Source organism: Arenimonas daejeonensis (genome assembly GCF_007993735.1).
Classification (GTDB): Bacteria; Pseudomonadota; Gammaproteobacteria; order Xanthomonadales; family Xanthomonadaceae; genus Arenimonas; species Arenimonas daejeonensis.
In genome coordinates this window covers 2,827,512-2,854,010 of the sequence record NZ_CP042453.1, presented here as the reverse complement: position 1 = coordinate 2,854,010, position 26,499 = coordinate 2,827,512, and the positions used below count along the sequence as shown (strand labels likewise).

20 protein-coding genes and 7 pseudogenes are annotated in these 26,499 nt (G+C 69.5%); 18 read left to right on the top strand and 9 right to left on the bottom strand.

Features of this window, described 5'->3' with window-relative positions:
- Window positions 1–229 precede the first annotated feature (229 nt).
- Window positions 230–2,324, bottom strand: a pseudogene (locus FRZ33_RS14085) (M13 family metallopeptidase).
- 561 nt (window positions 2,325–2,885) lie between these two features.
- Between FRZ33_RS14085 and serA the strand changes: the two are divergent.
- A complete protein-coding gene (serA, locus tag FRZ33_RS14080) occupies window positions 2,886–4,448 on the top strand; it encodes a phosphoglycerate dehydrogenase (protein WP_146910404.1) in 1,563 nt (520 codons plus the stop codon).
- Window positions 4,448–5,098: a histidine phosphatase family protein gene (locus FRZ33_RS14075; RefSeq protein WP_146910402.1), complete on the top strand. Its 651-nt coding sequence runs from the start codon at window positions 4,448–4,450 to the stop codon at window positions 5,096–5,098. The genes serA and FRZ33_RS14075 overlap by 1 nt, the downstream gene beginning before the upstream one ends.
- 18 nt (window positions 5,099–5,116) lie before the next feature.
- Here the strand turns inward: FRZ33_RS14075 and FRZ33_RS14070 are convergent, their stop codons facing one another.
- From FRZ33_RS14070 to FRZ33_RS14065, 3 genes are all read right to left on the bottom strand, one after another.
- Window positions 5,117–5,608: a GNAT family N-acetyltransferase gene (locus FRZ33_RS14070; RefSeq protein WP_146910400.1), complete on the bottom strand. Its 492-nt coding sequence runs from the start codon at window positions 5,606–5,608 to the stop codon at window positions 5,117–5,119.
- Between the two features lie 29 nt (window positions 5,609–5,637).
- Window positions 5,638–5,799 carry a hypothetical protein gene (locus FRZ33_RS15555; protein WP_174754981.1) on the bottom strand — a complete coding sequence of 54 codons (162 nt, stop codon included), beginning with the start codon at window positions 5,797–5,799 and terminating at the stop codon, window positions 5,638–5,640.
- A 98-nt stretch (window positions 5,800–5,897) separates the two neighbouring features.
- Window positions 5,898–6,185 carry a hypothetical protein gene (locus FRZ33_RS14065; protein WP_146910389.1) on the bottom strand — a complete coding sequence of 96 codons (288 nt, stop codon included), beginning with the start codon at window positions 6,183–6,185 and terminating at the stop codon, window positions 5,898–5,900.
- 68 nt (window positions 6,186–6,253) lie between these two features.
- Between FRZ33_RS14065 and folC the strand changes: the two are divergent.
- The 7 genes and pseudogenes from folC (at window position 6,254) to FRZ33_RS14030 (ending at window position 12,649) form a co-directional block, all read left to right on the top strand.
- Window positions 6,254–7,500, top strand: a pseudogene (gene folC / locus FRZ33_RS14060) (bifunctional tetrahydrofolate synthase/dihydrofolate synthase).
- Window positions 7,501–7,560: 60 nt separating this feature from the next.
- Window positions 7,561–8,570: pseudogene (locus FRZ33_RS14055) on the top strand (SPOR domain-containing protein).
- Between the two features lie 16 nt (window positions 8,571–8,586).
- Window positions 8,587–9,153: a CvpA family protein gene (locus FRZ33_RS14050; protein WP_146910387.1), complete on the top strand. Its 567-nt coding sequence runs from the start codon at window positions 8,587–8,589 to the stop codon at window positions 9,151–9,153.
- A gap of 3 nt (window positions 9,154–9,156) precedes the next feature.
- Window positions 9,157–10,629 carry an amidophosphoribosyltransferase gene (purF, locus tag FRZ33_RS14045; RefSeq protein WP_146910385.1) on the top strand — a complete coding sequence of 491 codons (1,473 nt, stop codon included), beginning with the start codon at window positions 9,157–9,159 and terminating at the stop codon, window positions 10,627–10,629.
- Between the two features lie 22 nt (window positions 10,630–10,651).
- The gene (locus tag FRZ33_RS14040) at window positions 10,652–11,461 is read left to right on the top strand and encodes a ferritin-like domain-containing protein (RefSeq protein WP_146910383.1); all 810 of its coding nucleotides are present in this window, start codon (window positions 10,652–10,654) and stop codon (window positions 11,459–11,461) included.
- Entirely contained in the window at window positions 11,458–12,162 is a 705-nt protein-coding gene (locus FRZ33_RS14035; protein ID WP_146910382.1) for a hypothetical protein, read from the top strand. Before FRZ33_RS14040 ends, FRZ33_RS14035 begins: the two co-directional genes overlap by 4 nt.
- 109 nt (window positions 12,163–12,271) lie before the next feature.
- Window positions 12,272–12,649 carry an endonuclease domain-containing protein gene (locus tag FRZ33_RS14030; protein ID WP_146910380.1) on the top strand — a complete coding sequence of 126 codons (378 nt, stop codon included), beginning with the start codon at window positions 12,272–12,274 and terminating at the stop codon, window positions 12,647–12,649.
- On the opposite strand, the gene lpxH is transcribed toward FRZ33_RS14030, so the two are convergent.
- On the bottom strand, window positions 12,646–13,362 hold the full coding sequence (lpxH, locus tag FRZ33_RS14025; protein ID WP_146910378.1) for a UDP-2,3-diacylglucosamine diphosphatase: 717 nt from the start codon (window positions 13,360–13,362) through the stop codon (window positions 12,646–12,648). The genes FRZ33_RS14030 and lpxH overlap by 4 nt on opposite strands.
- On the bottom strand, window positions 13,359–14,030 hold the full coding sequence (locus FRZ33_RS14020) for a peptidylprolyl isomerase (protein ID WP_146910376.1): 672 nt from the start codon (window positions 14,028–14,030) through the stop codon (window positions 13,359–13,361). The genes lpxH and FRZ33_RS14020 overlap by 4 nt, the downstream gene beginning before the upstream one ends.
- Before the next feature lie 115 nt (window positions 14,031–14,145).
- Here FRZ33_RS14020 and FRZ33_RS14015 point away from each other — a divergent pair, with 115 nt between their 5' ends.
- From FRZ33_RS14015 to FRZ33_RS17875, 4 genes and pseudogenes are all read left to right on the top strand, one after another.
- Window positions 14,146–14,571: a DUF4399 domain-containing protein gene (locus tag FRZ33_RS14015; RefSeq protein WP_146910374.1), complete on the top strand. Its 426-nt coding sequence runs from the start codon at window positions 14,146–14,148 to the stop codon at window positions 14,569–14,571.
- 177 nt (window positions 14,572–14,748) lie between these two features.
- Entirely contained in the window at window positions 14,749–16,149 is a 1,401-nt protein-coding gene (gltX, locus tag FRZ33_RS14010; RefSeq protein ID WP_146910373.1) for a glutamate--tRNA ligase, read from the top strand.
- 64 nt (window positions 16,150–16,213) lie between these two features.
- Window positions 16,214–16,702 (top strand): transcriptional repressor, encoded by a 489-nt coding sequence (locus tag FRZ33_RS14005; protein ID WP_146910371.1) that lies wholly within the window; start codon window positions 16,214–16,216, stop codon window positions 16,700–16,702.
- A 125-nt stretch (window positions 16,703–16,827) separates the two neighbouring features.
- Window positions 16,828–17,951: pseudogene (locus FRZ33_RS17875) on the top strand (succinylglutamate desuccinylase/aspartoacylase family protein).
- A 16-nt stretch (window positions 17,952–17,967) separates the two neighbouring features.
- Here FRZ33_RS17875 and FRZ33_RS13995 read toward each other — a convergent pair.
- Window positions 17,968–20,052 (bottom strand): TonB-dependent receptor, encoded by a 2,085-nt coding sequence (locus tag FRZ33_RS13995; RefSeq protein ID WP_146910367.1) that lies wholly within the window; start codon window positions 20,050–20,052, stop codon window positions 17,968–17,970.
- Between the two features lie 72 nt (window positions 20,053–20,124).
- Here FRZ33_RS13995 and FRZ33_RS17870 point away from each other — a divergent pair.
- From FRZ33_RS17870 to FRZ33_RS13985, 3 genes and pseudogenes are all read left to right on the top strand, one after another.
- Window positions 20,125–20,340: pseudogene (locus tag FRZ33_RS17870) on the top strand (MerC family mercury resistance protein); the annotation flags it as partial.
- Window positions 20,341–20,380: 40 nt separating this feature from the next.
- Window positions 20,381–20,536, top strand: a complete 156-nt coding sequence (locus FRZ33_RS17865) for a hypothetical protein (protein ID WP_425480596.1) — start codon at window positions 20,381–20,383, stop codon at window positions 20,534–20,536.
- 84 nt (window positions 20,537–20,620) lie between these two features.
- Window positions 20,621–20,803 (top strand): 30S ribosomal protein THX, encoded by a 183-nt coding sequence (locus tag FRZ33_RS13985; protein ID WP_146910365.1) that lies wholly within the window; start codon window positions 20,621–20,623, stop codon window positions 20,801–20,803.
- A 70-nt stretch (window positions 20,804–20,873) separates the two neighbouring features.
- On the opposite strand, the pseudogene hutI reads toward FRZ33_RS13985, so the two are convergent.
- A pseudogene (hutI, locus tag FRZ33_RS13980) lies at window positions 20,874–22,108 on the bottom strand (imidazolonepropionase).
- Window positions 22,108–23,201: pseudogene (locus FRZ33_RS13975) on the bottom strand (CaiB/BaiF CoA transferase family protein). The pseudogenes hutI and FRZ33_RS13975 overlap by 1 nt, the downstream one beginning before the upstream one ends.
- A 114-nt stretch (window positions 23,202–23,315) precedes the next feature.
- On the opposite strand from FRZ33_RS13975, the gene FRZ33_RS13970 reads away from it, so the two are divergent.
- Both FRZ33_RS13970 and FRZ33_RS13965 read left to right on the top strand, forming a co-directional pair.
- A complete protein-coding gene (locus FRZ33_RS13970) occupies window positions 23,316–24,608 on the top strand; it encodes a formimidoylglutamate deiminase (protein WP_146910363.1) in 1,293 nt (430 codons plus the stop codon).
- Window positions 24,609–24,724: 116 nt separating this feature from the next.
- Entirely contained in the window at window positions 24,725–26,359 is a 1,635-nt protein-coding gene (locus tag FRZ33_RS13965) for a serine hydrolase (protein WP_158637243.1), read from the top strand.
- Window positions 26,360–26,499 lie beyond the last annotated feature (140 nt).

Here is a 26,499-nt window from a genome sequence, read left to right as displayed (position 1 = left end):
GAGATGAGTCGTGGCGACGGCACGCATCGGTAGTGACCCCTGAAGTGGAGGCAGGATGCCGTAACGGCCGGTCGTTAGCTGGGCAGGATGCCGCTCGCGTGCGACCGGGCAGGGGTCACTACCGATGCGGGCGGCGCACGCCGGATCAGACGACCACGAGCACTTGATCTGCTTGCGCAGCAGCAAACCCCGGGCAGCGGACTGCCCGGGGTTGTCGGAACCGCGTGGATTACCAGATGACGACGCGGTCGGCTTCCGGGCGCACCATCTTGTCGCCTTCCTTGCAGCCGAACGCCGCGGCGAAGGCCGGCAGGTTCTGGTGCGGACCGATCGCCCGGAACATGCCCGGCGAATGCGGACCGACCGTGATCTGCTGCTTGAGCTGCGCCTCGGTGAACGCCACGCGCCACACCGTCGACCAGTTCATGAAGAAACGCTGGTCCTGCGTGTAGCCGTCGATCATCGGGTCGGTGAACCCCTCGCCCTGCGCCTGCTTCAGCGCGTCGTAGGCCACCGTCACACCGCCCAGGTCGGCGATGTTCTCGCCCAGGCCCAGCCGGCCGTTGACGAACAGCCCCGGCAGCGCCTCGTAACCGCTGTACTGGTCCGCCAGCTTGCCGGCCGCCGCGTCGAACTTGGCGCGGTCGGCGTCCGTCCACCAGTTGGCCATGTTGCCGGTGGCGTCGAACTTGCTGCCCTGGTCGTCGAAACCGTGCAGCATCTCGTGGCCGATCACCGCGCCGATGCCGCCGTAGTTGAGCGCGTCGTCGGCATTGGCGTCGAAGAACGGCGGCTGCAGGATCGCCGCCGGGAACACGATCTCGTTCGCGGTCGAACGGTAATACGCATTCACCGTCTGCGGGCTCATGCCCCACTCGCTACGGTCCACCGGCTTGCCGATCTTGTCGAGGTTGAAGCGGGTGTTGAACGCCGCCGCCGCGATCAGGTTGTCGGCATAACTTTCGCGCGAAACCTGCAGGCCGCTCCAGTCGCGCCACTTGTCCGGGTAACCGATCTTGGGCGTGAAGCTGGACCACTTTTCCAGCGCCTTGGCCTTGGTCTCGGCACTCATCCAGTCCAGGTTCTCCAGCCGGCCCTTCAGCGACTGCATCAGGTTCTGCACCAGCGCTTCCATCTTGGCCTTGGATTCCGGCGGGAAGGCCTGGGCGACGTAGATCTGGCCGAAACCTTCGCCCATCGAACCGTTGAGCGCTGCCAGCACGCGCTTCCAGCGCTCCTGCATCTGCGCCTGGCCGGCCAGGGTCTTGCGGTAGAACTCGTAATTGGCCTGCTCGAAGGCGCTGCTCAGGTAGGGCGAGGCGCCGTCGATGGCGCGGAAGCGCAGCCAGGTCTGCCACTGGTCCAGCGGCACGTCGGCCAGCATGGCGTCGAATTCCTTGAAGAAATTCGGCGTGGCCAGCGAGAAGGTGGCGGGTGCGTCGACGTCGAGCGCGGTGAAGAAGGCGGTCCAGCTGAAGTTCGGCGTGCTGGCGTCGGCGTCGGCCAGGGCGACCGGGTTGTAGCGCTTGGCCGGGTCGCGCAGGTCCACGCGGCCCAGCGAGGCCTTGGCCAGGCGGGTCTCGAAGTCCAGCACCTGCTGCGCCTGGGCCTTCGCGGTTTCGGTGTCGGCGCCGGCCAGCACCAGCACCTTGGCGACGTGTTCGAGGAAGGCGGCGCGCGCGGTCTTGTAGTCCTCGCGGTCTTCCAGGTAGTAGGCGCGCTCGGGCAGCGACAGCCCGCCCCATGGCGTAGGCCATGTTGGTGGTGGAGTCGTTGTAGTCGGCCATCGCGAAGAAGCCGAACAGCATGCCCTGGCCACGGGCGTAGGCATCACCCAGGTAGGCGGGGATGTCGGCGTTGCCGGCGAGCGCGGCGATGCGGTCGAGTTCGGGCTGCAGCGGCGCGATGCCGGCGGCTTCGATCTTGGCTTCGTCCATGCCGGCGGCGAAGAAGTCACCGACCTTCTGTTCCATCGTGCCGGTGTCCCAGGTGCCGGCCGCGGCGGCCTTGGCCAGTTCGTGCTGGACCTGGAGCGAACGTTCGCCCAGGGCCGCGAAGGCGCCCCAGACCGTGCGATCGCCCGGCACCGGGTTGGCGGCCAGCCACTTCGAGTTCACGAAACCGTTGAAGTCCTGGCAGGCCTGGATGTTGGTGTCGAGGTCGGCGGCCTGCAGCGAGATCGGCTGCTGGGCGACCTTGGTCAGATCGATGGTGAGTTTTGGCGCCTCGGGGGCAGCGGCGGTTTCAGCGGGTGCGTCGGCCTGCTGGCAGGCAGCGAGGGCGACGGTGATCGAGAGGGCGAGGGCGAGCGGGCGCAGGGTCATGGCGGGGTCCGGGGCGGGTGAAGTTGCCGAGGTTAGGGGGTTTGCGGGGGTGGGGGTAGGTCATTGGTCATGGGGTCCTGCTTTTCTCCTCTCCCCTTGTGGGAGAGGTTGGGAGAGGGGGGCTTTGTTGCTCCTCCCCCGCTTGCGGGGAGGTTGGGAGGGGGTGCTTCGGCGGAGCCGAAGAAGAGACAAGGCTCGCTATCTGGGGTGGGCCATAACGGGGCGGTTTTTCGGCCGCGATAAACGGTAAGGTGAACTCGTTGGTCCTGGACTCCCATGCTCATGAAGCCCCGTCTCCAGACCCGCGGACAAACCGGTTCCGTTCAGCCGTTCCGGTTTTCTGATGGTCACAGCGCAACAGCGCGATTCGACCGCCCTTCGGCGTCGTTTCTCCTTGCCCGCACGTCCGTGCGCCGGCAGACGGTGGATTTCCTGCGTACCCAAGCCCCCGCTCCGGCGGGTGCTGGCGTTTCCGCGATCTGAATCCCGAGCCCGGCCGTTGCGCCCCGCCCGGGGCGTGCGGACCGGTCTCCCACCGCTGTTGATCCGAGGAGATGGTGTATGCGCGTGTTGGCTTGTGATGGCATCCATGAAGACGGCCTGGAACTGTTCCGCAACGCGGGCTGGACGGTCGAAGTGTCCGAACCGATCAAGGACGCCAAGGCCCTGGCCGCGAAGCTCGAGGGTTTCGATGCCGTGCTGGTGCGCTCCGCGACCCAGGTGTCGGCCGAGTCGCTGGTGAAGGCCGGCGCGCTGAAGGTGATCGGCCGCGCCGGTGCCGGCGTCGACACCATCGACGTCGAGGCCGCCACCGCCCGCGGTATCGCGGTGATGAACGCGCCGGACGGCAATACGCTGGCCGCGGCCGAACACGCGATCTCGCTGCTGTTCGCCCTGGCGCGGCACGTTCCGCGCGCCGACGCCGGCATGAAAGCGGGCGAATGGCCGAAGGCGGGCCTCACCGGTTTCGAGCTGGAAGGCAAGAAACTCGGTGTGATCGGCCTCGGCCGCATCGGCGCCACCGTGGCGCGCAAGGCCCAGGGCATCGGCATGGAAGTGGCCGCGCACGATCCCTTCCTGCCGGCGTCCGCGGCCGGAAAGGGCAGCGTGCCGCTGATGGCGCTGGACGACCTGCTGGCCTGGGCCGACGTGGTCACCCTGCACATCCCGCGCACCAAGGAAACGACCAACCTGCTCAGCGAAGCGCGCCTGCGTTCGATGAAGAAGGGTGCGTTCCTGGTCAACGCCGCCCGCGGCGGTCTGGTGGACGAGGACGCGCTGCTGGCCTTGCTGGACGAAGGCCACCTCGGCGGCGCCGCGCTCGACACCTTCGCCACCGAACCGTTGCCGAAGGATTCGGCCCTGCGCGGCAATGCCAAGCTGATCCTGACCCCGCACCTTGGCGCCAGCACCGGCGAGGCGCAGCAGGCGGTGAGCACCATTCTTGCGCGGCAGATCATCGATTTCGTCGCCACCGGCGCGGTCGCCGGCTGCGTCAACCTGCCGCCGCTGACGCCGGAAACCGCGCGCGAGGTCGGGCCATGGATGCCGCTGATGACGGCGTTGGGCAAGCTCGCCGCAAAGCTGGTGCCCGCGCCGGTGAAGCTGCACGTCACCTACGCCGGTCGCACCGAAGGCCTGGATACGCGGCCGCTGACGCGCCTGCTGGTGGCGTCGCTGCTGGGGCCCGCCTCCGGTCGCGTCACGCCGGTGAACGCGCTGCATGAAGCGGTGTCGCGTGGCCTGGAAGTGGCGGAAACGCTCGGCGGCGACGGCGACGGTTTCGACCGCCTGCTGCGCATCCGCGTCGAAGGTGGTGGCGCCACGCGCGAGATCGAGGCGACGCTGCACCGCGGCCCGCGCGTGGTGCGCCTGGACGGTGTCGAACTCGACTTCGACCCGCTGGCGCACATCCTGCTGATGCGCAACGAGGACAAACCCGGCGTGATCGGCCTGGTTGGTTCGCACCTGGGCGCGGCGGGCGTGAACATCGTCAACTTCTCGCTCGGCGCGACCGGCGATGGCGGTGCTGTGGCGGCGATCACCGTGGACCGCGAGGTTCCGGAGGCGCAGTTGGCGTCGCTGCGCGGCATCCCGGGCATCGTGGCGATGGAGCAGGTCTGATGAAGGTCCTGCTCGCACGCCATGGTGAAACGCCCTGGAACGCCGAAGGCCGCTACCAGGGCCAGATGGACATCGCGCTGTCGGAGAACGGCGAACGCCAGGCGCGCCTGCTGGGCGAACGCCTGGCCGACGTCGCGATCGCCCGCGCCATCGCCTCGCCGCTGTCGCGCGCGCGGCGCACCGCCGAGCTGGCGCTGGGTGAGGCGCGCGCCGCCACGTTGCGCTTCGATGAAGGACTGAAGGAAATCGCGCACGGCGACTGGGAAGGCCTGCTGGCCGCGGAGATCCGCGAGCGCGACCCGGTGCGCCTGCGCGCCTGGCGCGAGACGCCCGAGACGGTGCAGATGCCCGGCGCCGGCGGCGAATCGATCGTCGAAGTGCTGGACCGCGCCTGGCCCGCCTTCCAGCGCGCCTGCGCCGGCCTGGGCACCGACGACACGTTGTTGGTGGTGGCCCACGACGCGGTCAACCGCGTGATCCTGTGCCGAATCCTCGGCCTGCCGCTGTCGCGGCTGTGGACCTTCCGGCAGGCGCCGACCACGATCAATCTGCTCGAGGGCCCGTCGGCCGAAGCGTTGGAAGTGGTGCGGCTGAACGACTGCAACCACCACACCGCCTTGTTCGGCGAAGCGGTGCACCGGGCGTTGTGACGCGGCGAGATCCCGGCTTCAGTCCGAAGCCGGTGGCAACGCCTTGCACATCCTGAACCGCTCCAGCCCGACGCCATCGAGCTGGACGGTTTGTGCATGCACGACCCGCCAGCCCTGCCGTTCGAACACCGGGCGCGACACGTGGCTGGCGAAGGTGCTGGCTTCACGCAGGCCGGCGGCGCGCATGCGCGTTTCCGCTTCCAGATAAAGCGCGGTGGCGATGCCGCGACGTCCGAACGTGGGCGCGGTGAACAGCAGGTCGACCAGGCCGTCGTCGTCCCAGGCGATGAAGCCGGCCAGTTCGCCGTCGCATTCCGCCAGCAGCACGTGCTGGTCCGCCAGGCGCGTTTCCCAGTCGGCGGCCTGCAGGTCGACCGGCGCCCAGGCGTTGCGCTGGGCGGTGTCGTAGTGCGAAGCGGCGGTTTCGTGCACGGCGGCGCGGAACAGGGCCACCACGGCGGCCGTATCGCCGGGGCGATGGGCGCGCAGCACCGGGCGGGCGCGAAGCATGACCGCGGGTGCGGGTGTCGCGCCGACGCTCAGTCGCCGGACGGCGCCGGGGTCTCGTCGTCGGTTTCCGACGCCGGGGCCGGTTCGCCGGCCCGCTTGCGTGCCGCCTTCTCGGCGTCCTTTTCGGCTTTCTTCTTCTGCTTGGCGAGTTCGCGCTGACGCTTCTCGAAGGAATAATTGGGCTTGGCCATGGGGGCGCTCGGCGTGGGAATGGCGTCAGTCTAACCGCTGAGCCACCGGCCCAGGCGCGGCTCCGGCCGGAATCCGCCCGGCATTGCGCCGCGAAGGCTCAGAACAGCCGGCACATCAGCCGGACATTGGCGGCGAACAGCCCGCCGATCCAGACCGCGACCGCCACCCCCATGAAAACCACGCTGAACAGGGCGCGCCACCCAGGGGTGGCCTGGGTTTCCAGCAGCCAGGGCAGCGCCGCCACGGCCAGCGCCACGGCGATGCCGGTCAGGACGTAGGCCTTCAGCCCCCATTCGCAGGAATGCGGCGCGGCGACGAAAGCGAACCCGAACATGCCCAGGATCAGCAGTGCGGCGGTGACGAGGGTGCTGGTGTGCAGGGCCATGTGCGGGAACAACGCATTCCGGTGTCGCCCCCTGCCATCCGGGGCCGGGCGGGGCGGATAATACCGGCATGAAGCGCACCCTCGACCAGTGGCTCGAATACCAGCAGGCCGTGCACCCCAAGGCCATCGACATGGGCCTGGAGCGGATAGGCGAAGTGGCGCACCGGCTCGGCCTCGGCCGTCCCGCGCGGCAGGTGGTCACCGTGGCCGGCACCAATGGCAAGGGTTCGACGGTCGCCTTCCTGGAGGCGATCGCACGTGCCGCCGGCCTGCGCGTGGGTGCCTACACCTCGCCGCACCTGCTGCGCTACAACGAGCGGGTGCGGGTGGACGGCACCGATGCCGACGACGGACAACTGGTGTCGGCGTTCGAGCGCATCGAGACGGCCCGGGGCGACATCCCGCTGACCTATTTCGAATACGGCACGCTGGCAGCCCTGTTGCTCTTCGAGGCCGCGGACCTGGACCTGGCGCTGCTGGAAGTGGGGCTGGGCGGCCGCCTGGATGCGACCAACATCGTCGACCCCGACGTTGCGGTGATCACGACGGTGGACCTGGATCACCAGGACTACCTGGGCGACGACCGCGAAAGCATCGGCGCCGAGAAGGCCGGCATCCTGCGCGCGGGCAGACCCTGCGTGCTGGCCGAGAAGGATCCGCCGTCCTCGGTGCTGCGGCGTGCCTACGCCATCGGCGCCTTCGCCATCCGCGGCCATTCCGATTACCTGATCGATCTGCTGGACGAGGGCTGGCGCTGGCGCGAGCCCGGCTACGAGATAGACCTGCCCGAACCGGCGCTCGAAGCCCCCGCCCAGCGCGGCAATGCCGCTGCGGCCATTGCCGCGCTGCGCGCCCTTGACCTGGCCATCCCCGATGTCGCGATCCGCGAAGGCGTGCGCACGGCGCGTGCCCCGGCCGCCTGCAGCGCCTGCCCGGTTCGCCCGAACGTGTGCTCGACGTCGCCCACAATCCGCAGGGTGCCCGGCAACTGGCCGACTGGCTGGCCAAACACCCGAAACCCACCGTCGCCGTGTTCAGTGCACTGTCCGACAAGGACCTGGCCGGCATCAGCGCGCCGGTGGCGCCGTACCTGCTGGCCTGGCACCTGGGGCCGATCACCGACGCCGGCCCGCGTGGCCTGGAGGTCGAGGAACTGACGCGGCGCCTGGGCGAGCACCTGCCGGCCGAGATCCTGTACCCGCACCGCAGCCTGGCCGACGCGCTGGCGGCGGCCACCCGGCAGGCCGGCCCGGACGGGCGTGTGCTGGTGTTCGGCTCTTTCCACACCGTCGCTGAAGCACTGGCCGTGGGATGAACCGGGCGGGGTGGCATCCCGGCTATAATTCGCGCCTCTCCCGGCCGGACTGAAATCCCGATGGATTCCGCCCTGAAACAGCGCCTGATCGGCGCCGCCGTGCTGGTGGCGCTGGCCATGATCTTCCTGCCCATGCTGCTCAAGGGCCCCGAGACCACTGAGCCCGATGCCGCCCAGGTTCCGCTGGACATGCCGGCCGCGCCCGACCAGGAGTTCGAGACCCGCGAATTGCCGCTGACGGTACCGGCGCCGGTCACCTCCGAAGACGGTGTACTGGGCCTGGACACCACCCGCCCCGCCGCCGGTGAAGACCCGGACGCGCTGGTCACCATCGGCCCCGATGGCCGCCCGGTGGGCGGCAGCGAGCCCTTGTCGGAAGAAACCGCTGTACCCGACGACGCGCCGCAGGTGGCGGTTGACGCCGCGACCGGCGAAGTCCCGCCCACGCCGGCCGCCCCGGAACCTGCGCCGGCCCCTCAGGCACCCGTCGCCGCCACGCCGCCGGCCCCGGCCGCACCGCTGCCGGTGGCCACCGCCGGCGGACGTTACATGGTCAATGTCGGCAGCTTCTCCAACCTGGACAACGCCCGCGCCCTGGCCGACAAGCTGCGCGCGCAGGGACTGCCGCTGACCAGCGAGTCGGTGGACGTGAACGGCAAGCCGGCCATGCGCCTGCGCGTGGGGCCGTATGCCGAACGCACCGCCGCGGAAGCGGCGCGGCTGCGCGTGGAAGGTGTCGCCGGTGGGGCGGCGACCGTGGTCGCGCTGGATGCGGGGCCAGCGCGGCCTCGACGCCGGCCGCTCCGGCGTCGCGGCCTGCCGCGGCCGCCGACGTGGGCTTCGCCGTGCAGCTGGGTGCGCTGAGTTCCGAAGCCGACGCCAACGCCCTGCGCGACCGTGCCCGCGCCGCCGGTTTCGTCGCTTTCCACCAGCGCGTGAACACCGACCGCGGTGCGGTCTGGCGCGTGCGCGTCGGCCCGGAAGCCGACCGTGCCGCCGCCGACCGCCTGCGTACGTCGGTGGTCGAGAAGCTGGGCCTGAAGGACGCGATCGTCGTCCCGCATCCGTGAACCGAGTCTGCCGCCGATGCTGAACTGGGCCGACTTCGCGCTGCTGGGCGTGCTGGCCATTTCGATGGCGGTCGGGCTGTGGCGCGGGTTCGTGATCGAGGTGCTGTCGCTGACGGTGTGGATCGCTGCGTTCTGGCTGTCGATCGGGTTCGGCGCCGATGTGGCCGCATATTTCACCGGCGTCTCCGAACCCTCGGCGCGCCTGTTCCTCGGCTACGCCGGCGTGTTCTTGGTCGTGCTGATCCTGGGCGGCCTGGCCACCTGGGGCATCGGCAAGCTGATCGCCAACACCGGGCTGTCGGGCACCGACCGGGTGCTGGGCCTGGGCTTCGGCCTGGCGCGCGGGCTGGTGCTGGCCTGCGTGGCGGTGATGCTGCTCGGCTTCACGCCGGTGCCGCAGGACGCCTGGTGGTCGCAGTCGCGCTTTCTGCCCGGCGTGCAGCGTGGCGCCGAGTGGATGGTGACGTTCCTGCCGCCCGAGGCGGCCGGGTTGATCCGGTTCGAGGCGCCGCCCGAGGCGACCGAGCCGACCCTTTCAAGCGAACCGCCGGACGCGGTCGCTCCCCCTGTTTCGGAGACCTGAACCATGTGCGGCATCATCGGAATCGCCGGCGCCAGCGACGTCGCGGCGGCCCTGTACGACGGCCTGACGGTGCTGCAGCACCGCGGCCAGGACGCGGCCGGCATCGCCACCATGGACGGCAACAAGGTGCGCCTGCACAAGGGCAATGGCCTGGTGAAGGAAGTCTTCGACGAGGACGCGATGGCGCTGCTGACCGGGCGCGTGGGCATCGGCCACTGCCGTTACCCGACCGCGGGCTCGGAAGGTTCCGATGAAGCCCAGCCCTTCTACGTCAACTCGCCCTACGGCATCGCGCTGGCGCACAACGGCAACCTGATCAACACCGACGCGTTGCGGCGCCTGGTGTTCGAGCAGGACAAGCGCAACGTCAACACCGAGTCCGATTCCGAAGTGCTGCTGAACGTGTTCGCGCATGAACTGCAGGCCCAGGGCGCGTTGACGCCGCAGGCCGCGGTCGCCGCGGTCGCCGGCGTGCACCGCCGCTGCACCGGCGGTTATGCGGTGGTGAGCATGGTGCTGGGCCTGGGCCTGGTCGCGTTCCGCGACCCCCATGGCATCCGGCCGCTGGTGCTGGGCAAGCGCGAGCGCGCCGATGGCGGCACCGACTACGCGGTGGCCTCGGAAAGCGTGGCGCTGGACATCCTGGGTTTCGTGCGCGAGCGCGACATCCAGCCGGGCGAGGCGGTGGTGATCACCGGCAACGGCCAGCTGCACGCCGAGGTCTGCGCGGCGCCGAAGGAACACGCGCCCTGCATCTTCGAATACGTGTACTTCGCCCGCCCCGACTCGATGATCGAGAACATCTCGGTGCACAAGGCGCGCATGCGCATGGGCGTGACCCTGGGCCAGAAGATCCAACGCCTGCGGCCCGACCACGGCATCGACACCGTGATCCCGATCCCCGACACCTCGCGCGACGCCGCGCTTGAGATCGCGAACGTGCTGGGCGTGAAGTACCGCGAGGGTTTCATCAAGAACCGCTACGTCGGCCGCACCTTCATCATGCCGGGGCAGGGCGAGCGCGTGAAATCGGTGCGCCGCAAGCTCAACCCGATCCCGCTCGAGTTCAAGGACCGCGTGGTGCTGCTGGTGGACGACTCGATCGTGCGCGGCACCACCAGCCAGCAGATCGTGCAGATGGCGCGCGATGCCGGCGCCAGGAAGGTGTATCTGGCGTCCGCGGCGCCGCCGGTGCGGCATCCGAACATCTACGGCATCGACATGCCATCGGCCGAGGAACTGGTGGCGCACGGCCGCAGCGAGGCCGAGATCGAGAAGCTGCTCGGCTGCGACTGGCTGATCTACCAGGACCTGGCTGACCTCGAGGCCGCCGTGGCGGGTCCGAAGTTCCCGGGAAAGAAGTTCGACAGCTCCTGCTTCAGCGGCGAATACGTCACCGGCATCGAGGCCGGGTATTTCGAACGCATCAAGCAGCTGCGTTCGGACGAGGCCAAACGCAAGCGCAAGGCGTCCTGAGGTACGGGCGCGGCACCTGCGCATGCATTCCCTGTTCGACGCCGCCCAGCGTTGCCTCGCCGAAGCCGACCCGGCGGCCAAGGTCGCCCTGACGCATGAAGCCGCCGCGTCGTTCCGCGCCGGTGCCCTGTCTGTTCCCGAGGATGCATCGCCGCCGGCGCTGATCGCCGCACCGGGTCGCCCGGAAAAGCCGCGGCTCGTGCATCCGCGTGACGTGCCCCAGCGTGGCATGGGCACCGTCGAAGGCCGTGCGGCCTTCCTGCACGCCATCGCCCACATCGAATTCAATGCGATCAACCTGGCCTGGGATGCGGTTAACCGTTTCCGTGGCATGCCGGTGGAGTTCTATGCCGACTGGGTCGGCGTGGCCGACGACGAAGCGCGGCACTTCGCGCTGCTGGCCGCGCGCCTGGCCGAGCTCGGCGCCGCCTATGGCGACCACGACGCGCACAACGGGTTGTGGGAAATGGCGGAAAAGACCGCGGATTCCTGCCTCACGCGCATGGCCCTCGTGCCGCGGGTGCTCGAGGCCCGCGGGCTGGACGTGACGCCGGGAATGATCGCGCGCCTGCGCAGCAACGGCGACAACGCCTCCGCGGAGATCCTGGAATTGATCCTTCGCGAGGAAGTCGCGCACGTCGCCGCCGGCAGCCGCTGGTACCACTGGTGCTGCGAACGCGAGGGCCTGGCGCCCGCGCGCGAATTCATCCGCCTGGTGCGCGAAGTCGCGCGCAGCTCGGTGCGTGGTCCGTTCAACCGCCCGGCGCGCGCCGCCGCCGGTTTCGGCGATGATGAGATGCGCCTGCTCGAAGCCATGGAGCCGAAACGATGATCCGAATCCTGTTGCTCGCTTGCCTGCTCGCCCTGTCCGCCTGCCAGCCCGCCGAGATAGACCCGGCGTTCGACGAGACCAAAGGTGCCGAACTGCTGGCGTCCTACGAGGCCGCCCGCGCCGACGGCGACTGGGAAATCGCCGAAGCCCGCGGCAACGAGCTGCGCCAGCGCCACGGCGAAACCGCCGCCGCGAAAACCATGCGCGAAACGCTGGACGAAGTGCGCGCCGAAGCCGAGAAGATGCGCGAACAGCGGCGCCTGGTGGGCCTGTGGGAATACCAGTCCATTCCGGCCGGCGGCGGCACCCAGCACACCGCCGCGATCTACAGCCGCGTCGAAACCGACCCGTATGCCGAGGAAGGCACGCCGGTCGCGATTCCCGATGCGCGCCTGATCCTTCGTCGCCACCCGGACTGGGGCGACAGCGCCTACCTCGTATTGACCCAGCAGGCGCTGCAATGCGGCTCGCCCTGCGTGCTGGAGATCCGCTTCGACGACGGCGAACCGCAGGACTACACCGGCGACCCCGCCGACACCGGCACCGGCCCGGCATTGTTCATCGAGGAACGCGACCGTTTCCTGGCCGCGATGCGCGAAGCCCGCCAGGTCCGCATCAAGCTGCCGCGCTCGGGCCACCTGGTGCCCGTGTTCGAATTCGAAGTCGGCGGTTTCCGGCCGACGCCCGAACTCATCGACTGAAGCGCGGATTCTCCACGTCGCCACGCGACGTTTTCCGACATCCGGTTTTCGCCAGATCCCCCATTCTCCTCCCCCTGCCCGCAGGGGGAGGCCGGGAAGGGGTGAGCACTTGCCAGGAATCAGACAATTCGCCAGAACCCTGCGCAACAGCAGCACCGACGCCGAGCGGCGCCTATGGCGTCATCTGCGAAACCGCCAACTGCTTGGCCTGCGCTTCCGCCGCCAGCACCCGATAGTCGGCTTCATTGCCGACTTCGCCTGTGTTGAAGCCCGTTTGGTCATCGAGCTTGATGGCGGGCAGCATGCTGACGCCCGCGAATACGACCTGCGGCGCACGGAGATACTCGAAGGCGCGGGGTATCGCGTGCTTCGGTTCTGGAATCATGACGTGTTGTTGAAGACGGATGACGTGCTTGCGGAGATTTTCCGGCAAGTACTTACCCCTCCCCAGCCCTCCCCTGCAGGCAGGGGAGGGGGCAGAAGCTAGAGCGCGCTGAGGGCCAGACCGTCTTCGGAGAGGCGCAGCACCGAGCCCTGTTCGTACCAGTCGCCCAGCACGACGCGGGTCGCGGGGTGGCCGTTGACCGCGAAGGAATGGATGGCGGGGCGGTGGGTGTGGCCGTGGATGAGGCGGTCGACGCCGTAGGCGGCCATCGTGTTTTCCACGGTGCTGGCATTCACGTCGGTGATGGCTTCGGACATACCCGACTGGTGCTGTTTGCTGGCCGCGCGCGCCTGCGCCGCGAAGGCCTGGCGTGCGGCCAATGGCTGCGCCAGGAAGTTCGCCTGCCAGGCCGGGTCGCGTACCTGGCGCCGGAACGCCTGGTAGGCGGTGTCGTCGCTGCACAGCAGGTCGCCGTGCATCAGCAGGGTGGGACGGCCGGCCAGCGACACCACGCAAGGATCGGGCAGCAGCCGCGCGCCGCAACGTTCGGCGATGCCCTGGCCGTAGAGGAAATCACGGTTTCCGCGCATCAGGTACACCGGCACGCCGCTGTCCACCAGCGCGCGCAGGGCCGCGCACACCGACGCGCCCGGTTCACCCGGGTCGTCGTCGCCTACCCAGGCTTCGAACAGGTCGCCCAGGATGTACAGCGCCTCGGCCTGGCGCGCCTCGCCCGCCAGCAGGTCCAGGAACAGCGAGGTGATGGCCGGGCGCGAAACATCCAGGTGCAGGTCGGACACGAACAGCACGGTCATGGTGTGGTCGGCTCCACGTCGACGGGAGCGACGGGTGCGGCGGGCGCCAGTACCTGCACGCGTTCGATCAACACCGGCGTGTCGGGCACCCAGCCCGGGAACGGCCCGCGTGCCGAAGTCGGCAGCGCGGCGATGCGGTCCAGCACGTCCAGCCCCTGCAGCACGCGGCCGAACACCGCGTAACCGGCGGTGTAGGGACTGTCGCCGTCCTGGCGGTCGAAGTGGTGGTTGTCGGCCAGGTTGATGAAGAACTGCGTGGTGGCCGAATCGCTGACGCCGCGGTCGCGCGCTGCCGCCACCGTGCCGCGGCGGTTGGACAGGCCGTTGCCGGCTTCGTTGGGAACCGGCGTGCGGCTTGGCTTCTGCTGCAGGTCGGGTGTGAACGCGCCGCCCTGCACCAGCAGGCCGGGCACCACGCGATGGAAGACCGTGCCGTTGTAGTGGCCGTCGCGGGCGTAGGCCAGGAAATTCTCGACAGTGCGCGGTGCCGCCACGGCGTCCAGTTCGATCGTGATCTCGCCCAGGCTGGTGACCAGCAGTACGCGCGGCGCCGGTGCGGCGGCTTCGGCAGGCTCGGGACCGGACGTGGGTACCGGCGTCGCGGCCGCGTGGGCGCACACGGGCAGCAGCCACAGGCAGGCGAGCAGGACGGCTGAACGGACGGGCATCCGCGACTCCGGGCGGGACAGGATCGGCGGTCATGTTACCGCAGCCGGACCGTTGACCCGGAGCCAACGCGTACACGGTTACGATGTGCGCCTTCATCGCCACGGGAGTCACGCCATGAACCGCATCCGCCATGGACTGATCGCGCTGGGCCTGTTGGCCGGCGTGGCCTTCGCCGCCGAACTGCCGCGCACGCCGGCACCGCCGGACGCCGCGGTCTATTTCATCAGCCCGGAAGACGGCGCCACCGTCAGTGGCCCGGTGACCGTGCGGTTCGGACTGCGCGGCATGGGCGTTGCACCGGCGGGCGCCATCATCGAAGGCACGGGACACCACCACCTGATCGTGGATGCGCCGCTGCCGCCGGCCGGGCAGCCCATCCCCAACGACGCCAGGCACCTGCATTTCGGCAAGGGACAGACCGAGACCACGGTGACGCTGGCGCCGGGCAAACACACGCTGCAGCTGCTGGTGGGCGACCACAGCCATATTCCGCATGATCCGGTGGTGGCTTCCGAAGTGATCACGATCACCGTCAAGTGATGGACTCCCTCCCCTGCTGGCAGGGGAGGGTTGGGGAGGGGTGAGGTCTTGCTCCGAAGTTGCACCCCCTCCCGGCCTCCCCCTGCAGGCAGGGGGAGGAGAAGGGCGCTGGCTCGCGAGCAGGGGGAGGGGCTAAGGCGTAAAATGCGCAGCTTCCTGCTTCCCGAGCCTGGCCCGATGACCTGCCGCACCCGTTTCGCCCCCAGCCCGACCGGTTTCCTGCATATCGGCGGCGCCCGCACGGCGCTGTACTGCTATCTGGAAGCGCGCCGCCGCGGTGGCCAGTTCATCCTGCGGGTGGAGGACACCGACCGCGAGCGCAGCACCCAGGCCGCGATCGACGCCATCCTGGCGGCGATGGACTGGCTGGGCCTGGACTACGACGAGGGTCCGGTCTTCCAGACCGCGCGCCTGGACCGCTACCGCGAGGTGGCCGAGCAGATGGTCGCCGCCGGCACCGCGTATTACGCCTACGAGACCAAGGAAGAACTGGAGGCCATGCGCGAGACCGCGATGGCCGCCAACCTCAAGCCGCGTTACAACGGCTTCTACCGCGAGCGCAACGAGCCGTATCGCGATGACCCGAACCGCGTGATCCGCTTCAAGAACCCGATCGGCGGCACGGTGGTGTTCGAGGACAAGATCAAGGGCCGCATCGAGTGGAGCAACGACGAGCTCGACGACCTGGTCATCTTCCGTTCCGACGGCTACCCGACCTACAACTTCGCCGTGGTGGTGGATGACCTGGACATGGGCATCACCGACGTCATCCGCGGCGACGACCATGTCAACAACACCCCGCGCCAGATCAACATCTACAAGGCCCTGGGCGCGCCGGTGCCGCACTTCGCGCACATGCCGATGATCCTGGACCCCGAGGGCGCCAAGCTGTCCAAACGCTCCGGTGCCGCCAACGTGATGTCCTACAAGGACGAGGGCTACCTGCCGCACGCGCTGGTGAACTACCTGGCGCGCCTGGGCTGGTCGCACGGCGACCAGGAAATCTTCAGCCGCGACGAACTCAAGGTGCTGTTCGCGATCGAGGACGTCAACCAGAAGGCCTCGCGCCTGGACCCGGCCAAGCTGGGCTGGCTCAACCAGCACTACCTCAAGACCGACGATCCGGCCGAGGTGGCGAAACACTTCGAACCGCAGCTGCTCGCTGCCGGTTACGACCTGGCGCAGGGGCCGAAAGCCGCCGATGTCGTCGTCGCGCTGCGCGACCGCGTGCAGACGCTGAAGGAAATGGCCGAACGCGCGGCGGTCTGGTACCAGCCGCTGACGACGTACGACGAAGCGGCCGTGGCCAAACACCTGGTGGCCGCCGCGAAGGCGCCGCTGGAAACCATGCGCGGCGAACTGGCCAAGCTGACCGACTGGTCGGCGCAGGCCGTGCATGGTGCATTGGAAGCCACCGCCGCGGCACTTGGCGTGGGCCTGGGCAAGATCGCCCAGCCGCTGCGCGTGGCCATCACCGGCACCCAGGTCAGCCCGTCCATCGACCACACGGTGTTCCTGGCCGGCCGCGAGGCCGCGCTGGCCCGCATAGACGCCGCGCTGGCGAAGATTCCTGCCTGAACCCGAGCCGCGTCCCGACCGGCCGCGAATTGATTTCGCACCGGTCAGGGGCCACCCTAGGCCCATGTCCCGCCACGCCCACGACCACGACTGCACCAGCCCCGAGCATCACGTGCACGATGCCGACGGCTACCTGCAGGCCGTGGAAAAAGCCTGCGGGGAACGTGGCCTGCGCCTGACCCCGCTGCGCGCCCAGGTGCTGGGGCTGATAGCCGCGGCCGGCAAACCGGTGAAGGCCTACGACCTGCTGGACTCGATGAAGGCCGAAAACGGCAGCAGTGCGCCGCCCACGGTCTATCGCGCGCTCGATTTCCTGCTCGAGCAGGGGTTCATCCATCGCCTGGCCTCGGTGAACGCTTTCGTCGGCTGCCACCACCCGCACGAGCGGCACTCGGTGCCGTTCCTGATCTGCGACAACTGCCAGGCCGCGATCGAACTGGAAGACGAACGCATCCCGCACCTGCTGGAAACCCAGGCCAAGACCCTGGGCTTCACGCCGCGGGCCCAGACCCTAGAGGTGCACGGCCTGTGCGCAAGCTGTTCGGCCGCCTGATGCGGCGCCTGTCCCCCTGCTGGCCGCGCTGCTTTTCGCCGGCGCCGCAACGGCACAGGACTACCCGGTCGACCTGCCCACCGGCCCGGAAACGCCGGAGGTGACGCCGCCCCCGGGGCATCGCCGTGCCCGACCTGCTGCCGCCCGCGCCGGAACTGGTGACGCCGCTGGCCATCCTCGACCGCCTGGTCGTGCCCGGCACGCGCCTGCAGCTGGAATGGCGCCCGGGCGGTGGCATCAGCAATGCGGAAATCGCCAGTCCCGTGATCGTGGCGCGCGGCGCCCTGGCCGGCCCGGTGCTGTGCCTGGTGGCCGGCATCCACGGCGACGAGATCAACGGCGTCGAGATCGTGCGGCGCATCGCCCATTCGGTGGACCCGACCCGGCTGTCGGGCACGGTGATCGGCGTGCCCATCGTCAACGTGTTCGGTTATTCGCGCGGCACCCGCTACCTGCCGGACCGGCGCGACCTGAACCGCTACTTCCCGGGCAGCCGCCACGGCAGCATCGCCTCGCGCATCGCCAATGGTTTTTCCAGGACATCGTGCGGCACTGCGACGTGCTGGTGGATTTCCACACCGGCAGCTTCGACCGCAGCAACCTGCCGCAGGTGCGCGCCGACCTGACCAACCCCGACGTGCTGGAATTCACCCGCGGTTTCGGCGCCACCGTCGTGCTGCACAGCCCGGGCAACAAGGGCATGCTGCGGGTCGCTTCGACGGCGGTGGGCATTCCCGCGGTCACCTTCGAGGCCGGTGCGCCGACCCGGCTGGAGCCGGCGGAAATCGCCCAGGCCGTGGCCGCCATCGATCGCCTGATGCTGAAGCTGGGCATGCGCGTGGTCGAACCCGACGCGATCGAGATCACCGCCACGCCGCTGCTGGAACTGGCCGAGCCGCCGCCGATCTTCCTGGACTCGCGCTGGGTGCGCGCCAATTCCGGCGGCCTGCTGATCAGCGAAGTCACGCTGGGCCAGCGGGTCACGGCCGGGCAGCGCCTGGGACGGGTGATCGACCCGGTCAGCAACGTCGAGCGTTACATCCTGTCGCCGGTGCCGGGCCGCGTGATCGGCATGGCGCAGAACCAGGCCGTACTGCCGGGATACGCCGCCTTCCACCTCGGCACCGAAACCAGCGAACAGCAGGCCGTGCAGGAAGCCGCGGCGCCGCACGCGCCCGAGCCGGTCGAAGAAGATCCGGAGGATCGCCCGGAAGCGATGGACGTCGAGGAGGGCGAGGACTTCGAGTAGTCCCCGCCCGTTGCGGTCAGAAGCTGACGCGCACGCCCATCGCCACGTTGCGCCCCGGCAGCGGCGCGAAGTCCTTCAGGAACGAAGTGTGCACGCGCGCGTCCTCGTCGGTGAGGTTGCGGCCTTCGAGGAAGGCTTCCCAGCCGACCTGGCCGACGTCCCAGTGGTAGGCCAGGCCCGCGTCCAGCAGCGTGTATCCCTCGGTCGGGCTTTCCAGTTCGGCCACGTCGTCCTGGTCGGCCACGCGCACCGCGCCGAGGCGTGCGCGCCAGCCGCCCAGCGACCAGTCGAGGTCCGCGCCGAAACGGCCGGGCGCGATGCGCGGCAGGCGGTCGCCGTTGTCGAGCCTGGCGTCCACGCCGTCGGCGAACAGGCGCAGTTCCCACAGGCCACTGGCGTTTTCGAACAGTTCGGCCGAGAGTTCGGCCTCCCAGCCGGTGAACTCCGCGTCGCCCTGCACCCAGGCGCGCACCGGTAGTCCGTCGAGTTCGCCGCCGGTTTCCGACAGATAGATGAAATCGTCGAAATCGGTGCGGTACACCGACAGCTTGCCCTCGAAGCGGCCCTGGTGCAGGTGCAGGCCGAGTTCGGCGCTGGTGGCGGTTTCCTTGTCCAGCGTGGCGTCGCCGATCTCGTAACTCTGCGTGGCGATGTGCGGGCCGTCGGAGAAGAGTTCCTCGGCGGTCGGTGCGCGTTCGGCGCGGTCCAGGTTCAGGCTCAGGTGCATCAGTTCGCTGAAGCGCCACAGGCCGCCCAGCGCGAGGCTGGTGGCATTGTGGTCGACCTCGGCCAGGCCGCCTTCCGGGTCCACGCGGACCTGGTCGTGGCGTGCGCCGAGTTCGAGCTTGAAGTCGCCGAAGTCGCGTTCCTGCACGACGAACAGGCCGACGTCGCGGCTGACCGACGGCGGCACGAAGGCCTCGTCGCCGATCGCGGAGAAATCGCGGTGCCCGTACTGCAGGCCGACCACGCCGCGCCAACCGGCGATTTCATTCTGCACCGCTTCGATGCGCGCCTCGGTGCCTTCGTTCTCGAACACGGTGCCGACCTCGTCGCCTTCGAACTCGGTGTGTTCGTACTGGCTGCGGGTCAGGCGGTAGTTCAGTTCCTGCAACGGGCCCAGGCCGCGAATGCCGCCGCGGAAATCGAAGCGGTCCTGGCGCAGGTCCAGGCGCACGACTTCCCCGCCGTGCTCCTCATCGCCTTCGTGGTCTTCTTCTTCCTCTTCTTCGTGCTCGTGCGCGCCCGGCGGTACACCGTAGTTGCTGCGGTAGGTGTTGGCGGACGCACCGAACCAGGCCTTCTCGCCGAACCAGCTGGCGCCGAAGGCGCCGCCTTCGGTGGTCAGCGAGCTGTTGGGCAGTTTGCCGCGGGCGAAGTGCTCGAGCTCTTCGCCTTCCGCCAATTCTTCGGCGATGAGTTCCGGCGAAAAGGCATAGCCGGGGATTTCGTAGTCGCCGCTGTCGCGCCGGAACAGGTCGGCGTGGAAGGTGACCGGGCCGGCATCGGCATCAAGCCGGCCCATGCCGGTGTTCTCGCCGGCAGCGGTGCCGTGGCGGATCTCGGCACGACCGGAAAGGTCGCGGCCCACGGGCGCGGTCGGCACGCGGCCGTCCACCACGTTCACCGCGCCGCCGATCGCGCCGCTGCCGTACAGCAGGGTCGCGGGGCCTTTCAGCACTTCGATCTGGTCGGCGAGGAAGGGTTCGATGGTGACCGCGTGGTCCACGCTGACCGTGGACACGTCCAGCGAACCGGTGCCGCCGCTGAGCACCTGCACCCGCGCGCCGTCCTGGCCGCGGATGATCGGACGGCCGACGCCGGCACCGAAATACGAGGACTGCACGCCGGTCTGGCGCTCCGGGGTTTCACCCAGGGTGCCGGCCTTGCGGGCGTCCAGTTCGGGGCCGGCCAGCACCTCGACCGGGCGGACGATGTCGTCCACGGCGTTGCGCAGCGGGGAGGCCGTGACTTCCACCGTATCCAGGGTCCGGGCGGTGTCGTGACTGTGGCGTTCGGCGGCATCGTCGGCCCAGGCCAGGGCCGGCAGGGCCAGGAGGATGGCGGCGGTGAGGGCGGTGCGGTGGGGGATTCGGGGCATGGATCGGTCCGGTTGTCTGGCGTCGGGGTGAAATGTTATATTGTTCCAACTTTGACGCAACCCCCGGATGTCATGTCCAGCCTGATCGCTCCGCGCAAGTTCCGACTGCCGCCTTGGGCCGACCGCCTGGGCGCGGTGGGCGCCTTCATCTGCGCGCTGCACTGCGCACTGATCCCGGTGGCCCTGGCGGTGGTGCCGGCGCTGGGCCTGGGGCTGGTGGGCTGGCACGGGTTCGAATGGGCCTTCAGCCTGTTCGCCACGGTGCTGGCGGTGGTCAGCCTGTCTGCTGGGCTACCGCGGCCACCGCGCCTACCACGCCTGGTTGCTGGTGGCGCCGGGCCTGCTGCTGATCTGGGGCGCCTACCTGTACCCGCCGCTGCACGAATCCATCACCCCGCACGCCGTGGCGATGGCGGTCGGCGGCGTGTTGATCGCGCTGGCGCACCTGGTCAACCTGCGCCTGTCCTGGGGCCATTCGCACTGAGTCCGGCGACCGGCCATCTTGGTCGGAAGGGCCCGCGGTGATAGGCTACGCGCCTCACCGCACATCACTTTCTAAGGAATCACCATGGGTAGGGGCGACAAGAAGACCGCCAAGGGCAAGCGTTTCACCGGCAGCCACGGCAATGCCCGTTCGCAGACCGTCAAGAAGCCGACGGCCGTGAAGGCCGCCACCGTGAAGGCTCCGGTCGCCGCTGCCAAGGCCCCGGCCAAGAAGGCTCCGGCCAAGAAGGCCGCTGCCGCCAAGTAATCGCGCATCGCGCCTTGCTTGAACGAAGCCCCGCCTTGGCGGGGCTTCGTCGTTTCCGGCGAACGAAACTTCAGTCGCTGACGCGGCGGCCGGCGATGTGCACGGAATGGGCGGCCTCGCCGCCCAGCCAGTAGGCCAGTTCGGCCGGGTGGGCGATGTTCCACTGCACGAAGTCGGCGCGCTGGCCGGGCAGCAGCCGGCCACGGTCGTGCAGGCCGGGGCGCGGGCGGCATGCACGGTGGCGCCGCGCAGGGCTTCTTCCGGCGTCAGCTTGAAATGCGTGCAGGCCAGCGACATCGCCAGCCGCAGCGACTGCAGCGGCGAGGTGCCGGGGTTGAGGTCGGTGGCGATCGCCATCGGCACCGCGTGTTCGCGCAGCGCGGCGATCGGCGGCAGTTTCGTTTCGCGCAGCACGTGGAAGGCGCCGGGCAGCAGCACCGCGACGGTGCCGGCGGCGGCCATCGCGCGCACGGCGTCGTCGCCGGTCCATTCGATGTGGTCGGCCGACAGGCCGCCGAACTCCGCGGTCAGCGCCGCGCCGCCGAGGTCGCTGAGCTGGTCGGCATGCAGCTTCACCGGCAGGCCCAGCGCGCGCGCCGCGTCGAACACCCGCCGTGTTTGCGCCGGGCTGAAGCCGATGCCTTCGCAGAACGCGTCCACCGCATCCACCAGCCCTTCGGCCTGCAGCCGCGGCAGCCATTCGATCACCGCGTCGATGTAGGCATCGGGCCGGCCGGCGTATTCCGGCGGCAGCGCATGCGCGGCGAGATAGGTCGTGCGCACCGTCAGGCCCAGCTTCTCGCCGAGCTGGCGCGCCACCCGCAGCATCTTGCGCTCGTTGTCGAAGTCCAGGCCGTAGCCGGACTTGATCTCGATCGATGTCACGCCGTCGGCGCGCAGTGCCCGCGCCCGCGGCAGCGAAGCGGCCAGCAGTGCGTCTTCGTCCAGGCCGCGCGTGGCGCGCACGGTGGAAACGATGCCGCCGCCTTCGCGCGCGATCTGTTCGTAACTCGCACCCTGCAGCCGGCGCTCGAATTCCACCGCGCGGTCGCCGCCGAACACCAGGTGCGTGTGGCAGTCCACCAGGCCCGGCGTGATCCAGCGCCCCTGTGCCGAATCCACCCGTGCCGCTAGCTGCGCCGGTGCGCCCGGCAGTTCGGCGCGCGGGCCGGCCCAGGCGATCAGGCCGTCCTTCCAGGCCAGGGCCGCCTCTTCGATGGCGCCGTAGGCGCCGAGGTCGTCGCGCAGCGTCGCCAGCCGCGCATCCAGCAGCAGCCGGTCCCAGGGCGGGGCGAGGCGGCCGATCACCGGATGGCTCCCGCGGCGCGCAGCGTGGCCGGATCGAAACCGTAGGCAAGCGCGATTTCCTCACTGTGCTGTCCCAGCCCGGGCGGCGCGCGTTCCAGGCGCGGCGGCGAGCCGGACAGTTTCAGCGGGCTGCCGACCATCGGCACGCCGTCGATCTGCACGCGCATGCCGCGCGCCTGCGCCACCGGATGGTCCAGCGCCTGCCGCACCGAATTGATCGGCGCCGCCGGTACGCCGGCGCGTTCGAACAGCGCCAGCCAGTGCGACACCGGTTCGGTCGCGAACAGTGCCGCCAACTCGCCGCAAAGCGCCGCGCGGTGTTCGACCCGGGATGCGTTGTTCTGGAAACGCGGATCCCGCAACCAGTCGCGCCGGCCCAGTGCATCGCAGGTCTGCATCCAGAGTTTTCGCTGGCGACCGCCAGCACGAACTCGCCGTCGCGCGCCCGGAACGCCTCGTAGGGCACGATGCTGGCGTGCGCATTGCCATAACGCGCCGCCTCGCCGCCGGTGAACAGCGCATTGCTGCCTACGTTGGCCAGCAGCGCCAGCTGGCTGTCGAACAGCGACACGTCGATGCGCTGGCCCTTGCCGCTGTGGTGGCGCTGCAGCAGCGCGGCCAGGATGGCGGTGGCGGCGTTCTGGCCGGTGGACAGGTCGGCCACGGCCACGCCGACCTTGTACGGTTCGCCGTCGGACGGACCGGTGACCGACATCAACCCGGCCTCGGCCTGCACCACGTAGTCGTAACCCGGCAGCTGCGCGCCAGGGCCTTCGCGGCCGTAACCGGAGATCGAGCAATAGACCAGGCGCGGATTGATCGCCGCCAGTTCCTCGTAGCCCACGCCCAGCGACTCCGCGCCACCGGTGCGGTAGTTCTCCACCAGCACGTCGGCCTCGCGCACCAGTGCTTCCAGCAAGGGTCGCGCCGCGTGGGCCCGCAGGTCGATCGCCAGCGAGCGCTTGTTGCGGTTGCAGCAGGCGAAGTACGCCGACATGCCGTCGAGGAAGGGCGGGCCCAGGCCGCGGGTGTCGTCGCCGTCGAAGGACTCGAGTTTGATCACGTCGGCGCCGAGGTCGGCCAGGATCATGCCGCACCACGGGCCGGCCAGGACCCGCGACAGTTCCAGCACGGTGATTCCGGACAGGGCGCTCATGGGGCGCCATTGTATGCGGCCCGCATCGCGCCATGCGAAACTCGCGCCATGCCGCAACGCGCCTTCCATGCCTTCCTGCCCGCCGGTTGGACCCGCGGCGGGGAGGACGACGCCCACGCCGCCTCGCGCTGGCGCCTGGCCGGACTGCCGAACCTGCATTCGCACGCCTTCCAGCGCGCCATGGCTGGCCTGGCCGAACGCCAGAGCCATCCCGAGGACAGCTTCTGGACCTGGCGCGAGCTGATGTACCGCTTTGCCGGCAAGGTGACGCCCGACACTCAATACGCCATCGCATGTCAGCTCTATGCCGAGATGCTGGAGTCCGGCTACACCACCGTCTGCGAATTCCACTACCTGCACCACCAGCCCGACGGCCGGCCCTACGACGACCCCGCCGAGATGTCGCTGGCGCTGGCTGCCGCCGCCCGCGACACCGGCATCCGGCTGACGCTGCTGCCGGTGCTGTACATGACCGGCGGCTTCGACGGCCGTGCGCTCTCGGATCGCCAGCGCCGTTTCGGCCACACGCTGGACGCGTATCTCGCGCTGCTGCAGTCGCTGCGCGCGCGCGGGAACGACATGCTCAAGGTCGGCATCGCCCTGCACAGCCTGCGCGCGGTGCCGGAAGCGGCGATGCGCGAACTGCTGGCCGCGGTCGCCGGCACGCCGATGCCGGTGCACATCCACATCGCCGAACAGATCGGCGAAGTGCAGGACTGCCAGGCCCTGCGCGGCGCCCGCCCGGTGGAGTGGCTGCTGGCGAACGCGCCGGTGGATGCGAACTGGACCCTGGTGCACGCCACGCATCTCGAAAACGCCGAAGTGCAGGGCATCGTCGCCAGCGGCGCCACCGTGGCGATCTGCCCGACCACCGAAGCCAACCTGGGCGACGGCCTGTTCCCGCTGCGCGAGTTCCTCGCCGCCGGCGGGCACTGGGGCGTGGGTTCGGATTCGCACGTGTCGGTGTCGCCGGTCGAAGAACTGCGCTGGCTCGAATACGGCCAGCGCCTGGTCACGCGCCGGCGCAACATCGCCGTCAGCGCCGGCCAGCCCAGCACCGGCGAACTGCTGTACGCGCAGGCGCTGGCCGGTGGCCTGCGCGCCTGCGGCCAGAGTGCGGCGGCGGAGTCGGACTTCGTGCTGCTCGACGCACACGCACCGGCCCTGGCGGGTGCGACCCAGACCGACCTGCTAGACCGCTACGTGTTCGCCGGCAACCGTAACCTGGTGGCCGAGACCCATGTCGCCGGGCACCGGGTCGTGGCGGCGGGACGGCATCGCAACCACGACGCCATCGCCCGCTGCTACCAGCAGGCCATGGCCGCTCTGCTGGCGGACTGAGCCGCCGGCTCCGCCGCACCGCCATTCCGTCGCCCGCAGGCCGGCTTTCGTCGCAAGCCGCTGCAAGGGCCTCCATGCTCGGGCAGGGTGTCACCGTCCCTGATCCGGAGTGCGCCATGTCCCTGCCGATGTCCGCCCTTGCCTTCGCTTTCGCGTTCGCCCTGTCTTCGCCCGCCGCGGCCCTGAGCCAGCCCGAGCTGCAGGCCACCGTCGAACAACGCCTGACCGGCGACCGCACCGGCGCCTGTTTCGCCGTCGCGGTGATCGACAAAACCGTCACCCGCGCTTTTGCCTGCGCCGATCCCGCGCAGGCCCGGCGCATCGGCCCCGACAGCGCCTTCGAGATCGGCTCGGTCAGCAAGACCATGACCTCGGCCCTGCTGGCGGAAATGATCGACCAGGGCCAGGCCTCGCTCGACGACCCGCTGTCGGCCTGGTTGCCCGAAGGCACGAAAGTGCCAAGCTTCCAGGGCCAGCCCATCCTGCTGCGTCACGTCGTCACCCACACCAGCGGCCTGGCCTCGCTGCCGCCCGGCGTGCCGATGCCGGACCCCACCAACCCCTACACCGGCATGAACGCGAAGATGCTGCTGGGCGCGCTCGAGCGCAGCGAACTCACGCAGGCGCCCGGCACCCGTTTCGAATATTCGAACTTCGCCTCGATGCTGCTCAGCTACGCGGTCGCGCGCCGGGCCGGCACCGACTTCGAAAGCCTGCTCGACACCCGCCTGTTCACGCCGCTGGGCATGGAACGCGCCTACATCAACAAGCCCCCAAAGGGCGTGCGCGCGGCGCAGGGCCACACGCCCAACACCAAACCCACTACGGCCTGGACCTTCAAGACCGACCTCGCCGGTGTCGGCGGCGTGCGCGCCACGCTCGACGACATGGTTCGTTATGTGCAGGGCCAGCTGGGCACCGCGCCCGAACCGCTGGCGAGTGCACTCGCGCGTGGCCAGGTACCGGTGGATCCGGATTCAAAACCCGCGATGGCGATGAACTGGATGCTGGCGCCGCTCAACGGCCACACCTGGCATGTGCATGAAGGTGGCACCGGCGGCTTTTCGTCCTTCGTGGCCTTCGACCGCAAACGGCAGCGCGGCGTGATCGTGCTGTCCGACACCGCCCTGCATTCGCTGGGCAGCCTTGGTAGCCTGGGCCTGCACCTGGCCGACTCGTCCGTGCCCTTGGGCAAGCCGCGCAAAGCCGTCGCGGCGTCGCCGGAACTGCTGGACGCGCTGGTGGGCAACTACCAGCTGCAGGGCGCGATGAAGATGCGGCTCAGCCGCAAGGGCGACACGCTGGTGATCCAGGCCGAAGGCCAGCCCGCGTTCGAGATGGGCCACGACGATGCCGGCGACTTCTATCCGCTGGCGTTTGATGCGCTGCTCAAGCCGCAGCGCAAGGGCGACGGCAGCTATGGTTTCACCTGGGTCCAGATGGGCGGCGCGATGCCGGCGGTGCGCATCGATGGCCCGGCCAAGGCCAAGTTCGCCACCCCGTCGCCGGCCGAACTGCAGGCCTACGCCGGCGACTACCCGCTGATGCCGGAGTTCTCGCTCAAGGTGTTCGAGCGCGGCGGCAAACTGTTCATCCAGGCAGCGGCCAGCAGGCGCTGGAAACGGTCGCGGTGGCCAAGGACGTGTTCACCGTGGACCAGGTCGGCGCCGAGGTCCGGTTCGAACGGGATGCCGATGGGCGGGTCGTCGCGGTCACGCTGCACCAGGGCGGCCAGGCGCTGCGCGGCGTGAAGCCGTGATCCGGACGCAGCCGACGCGCCATCGCCAGGACCTGGACGGTATCCTGCGCAGGCCATGACCCGACCCTCCGACAACCACTATTCGCTGCAGCAGGTCCTGCCCGCAGAAGTGCTGGTGCGCGGCAATTCCGT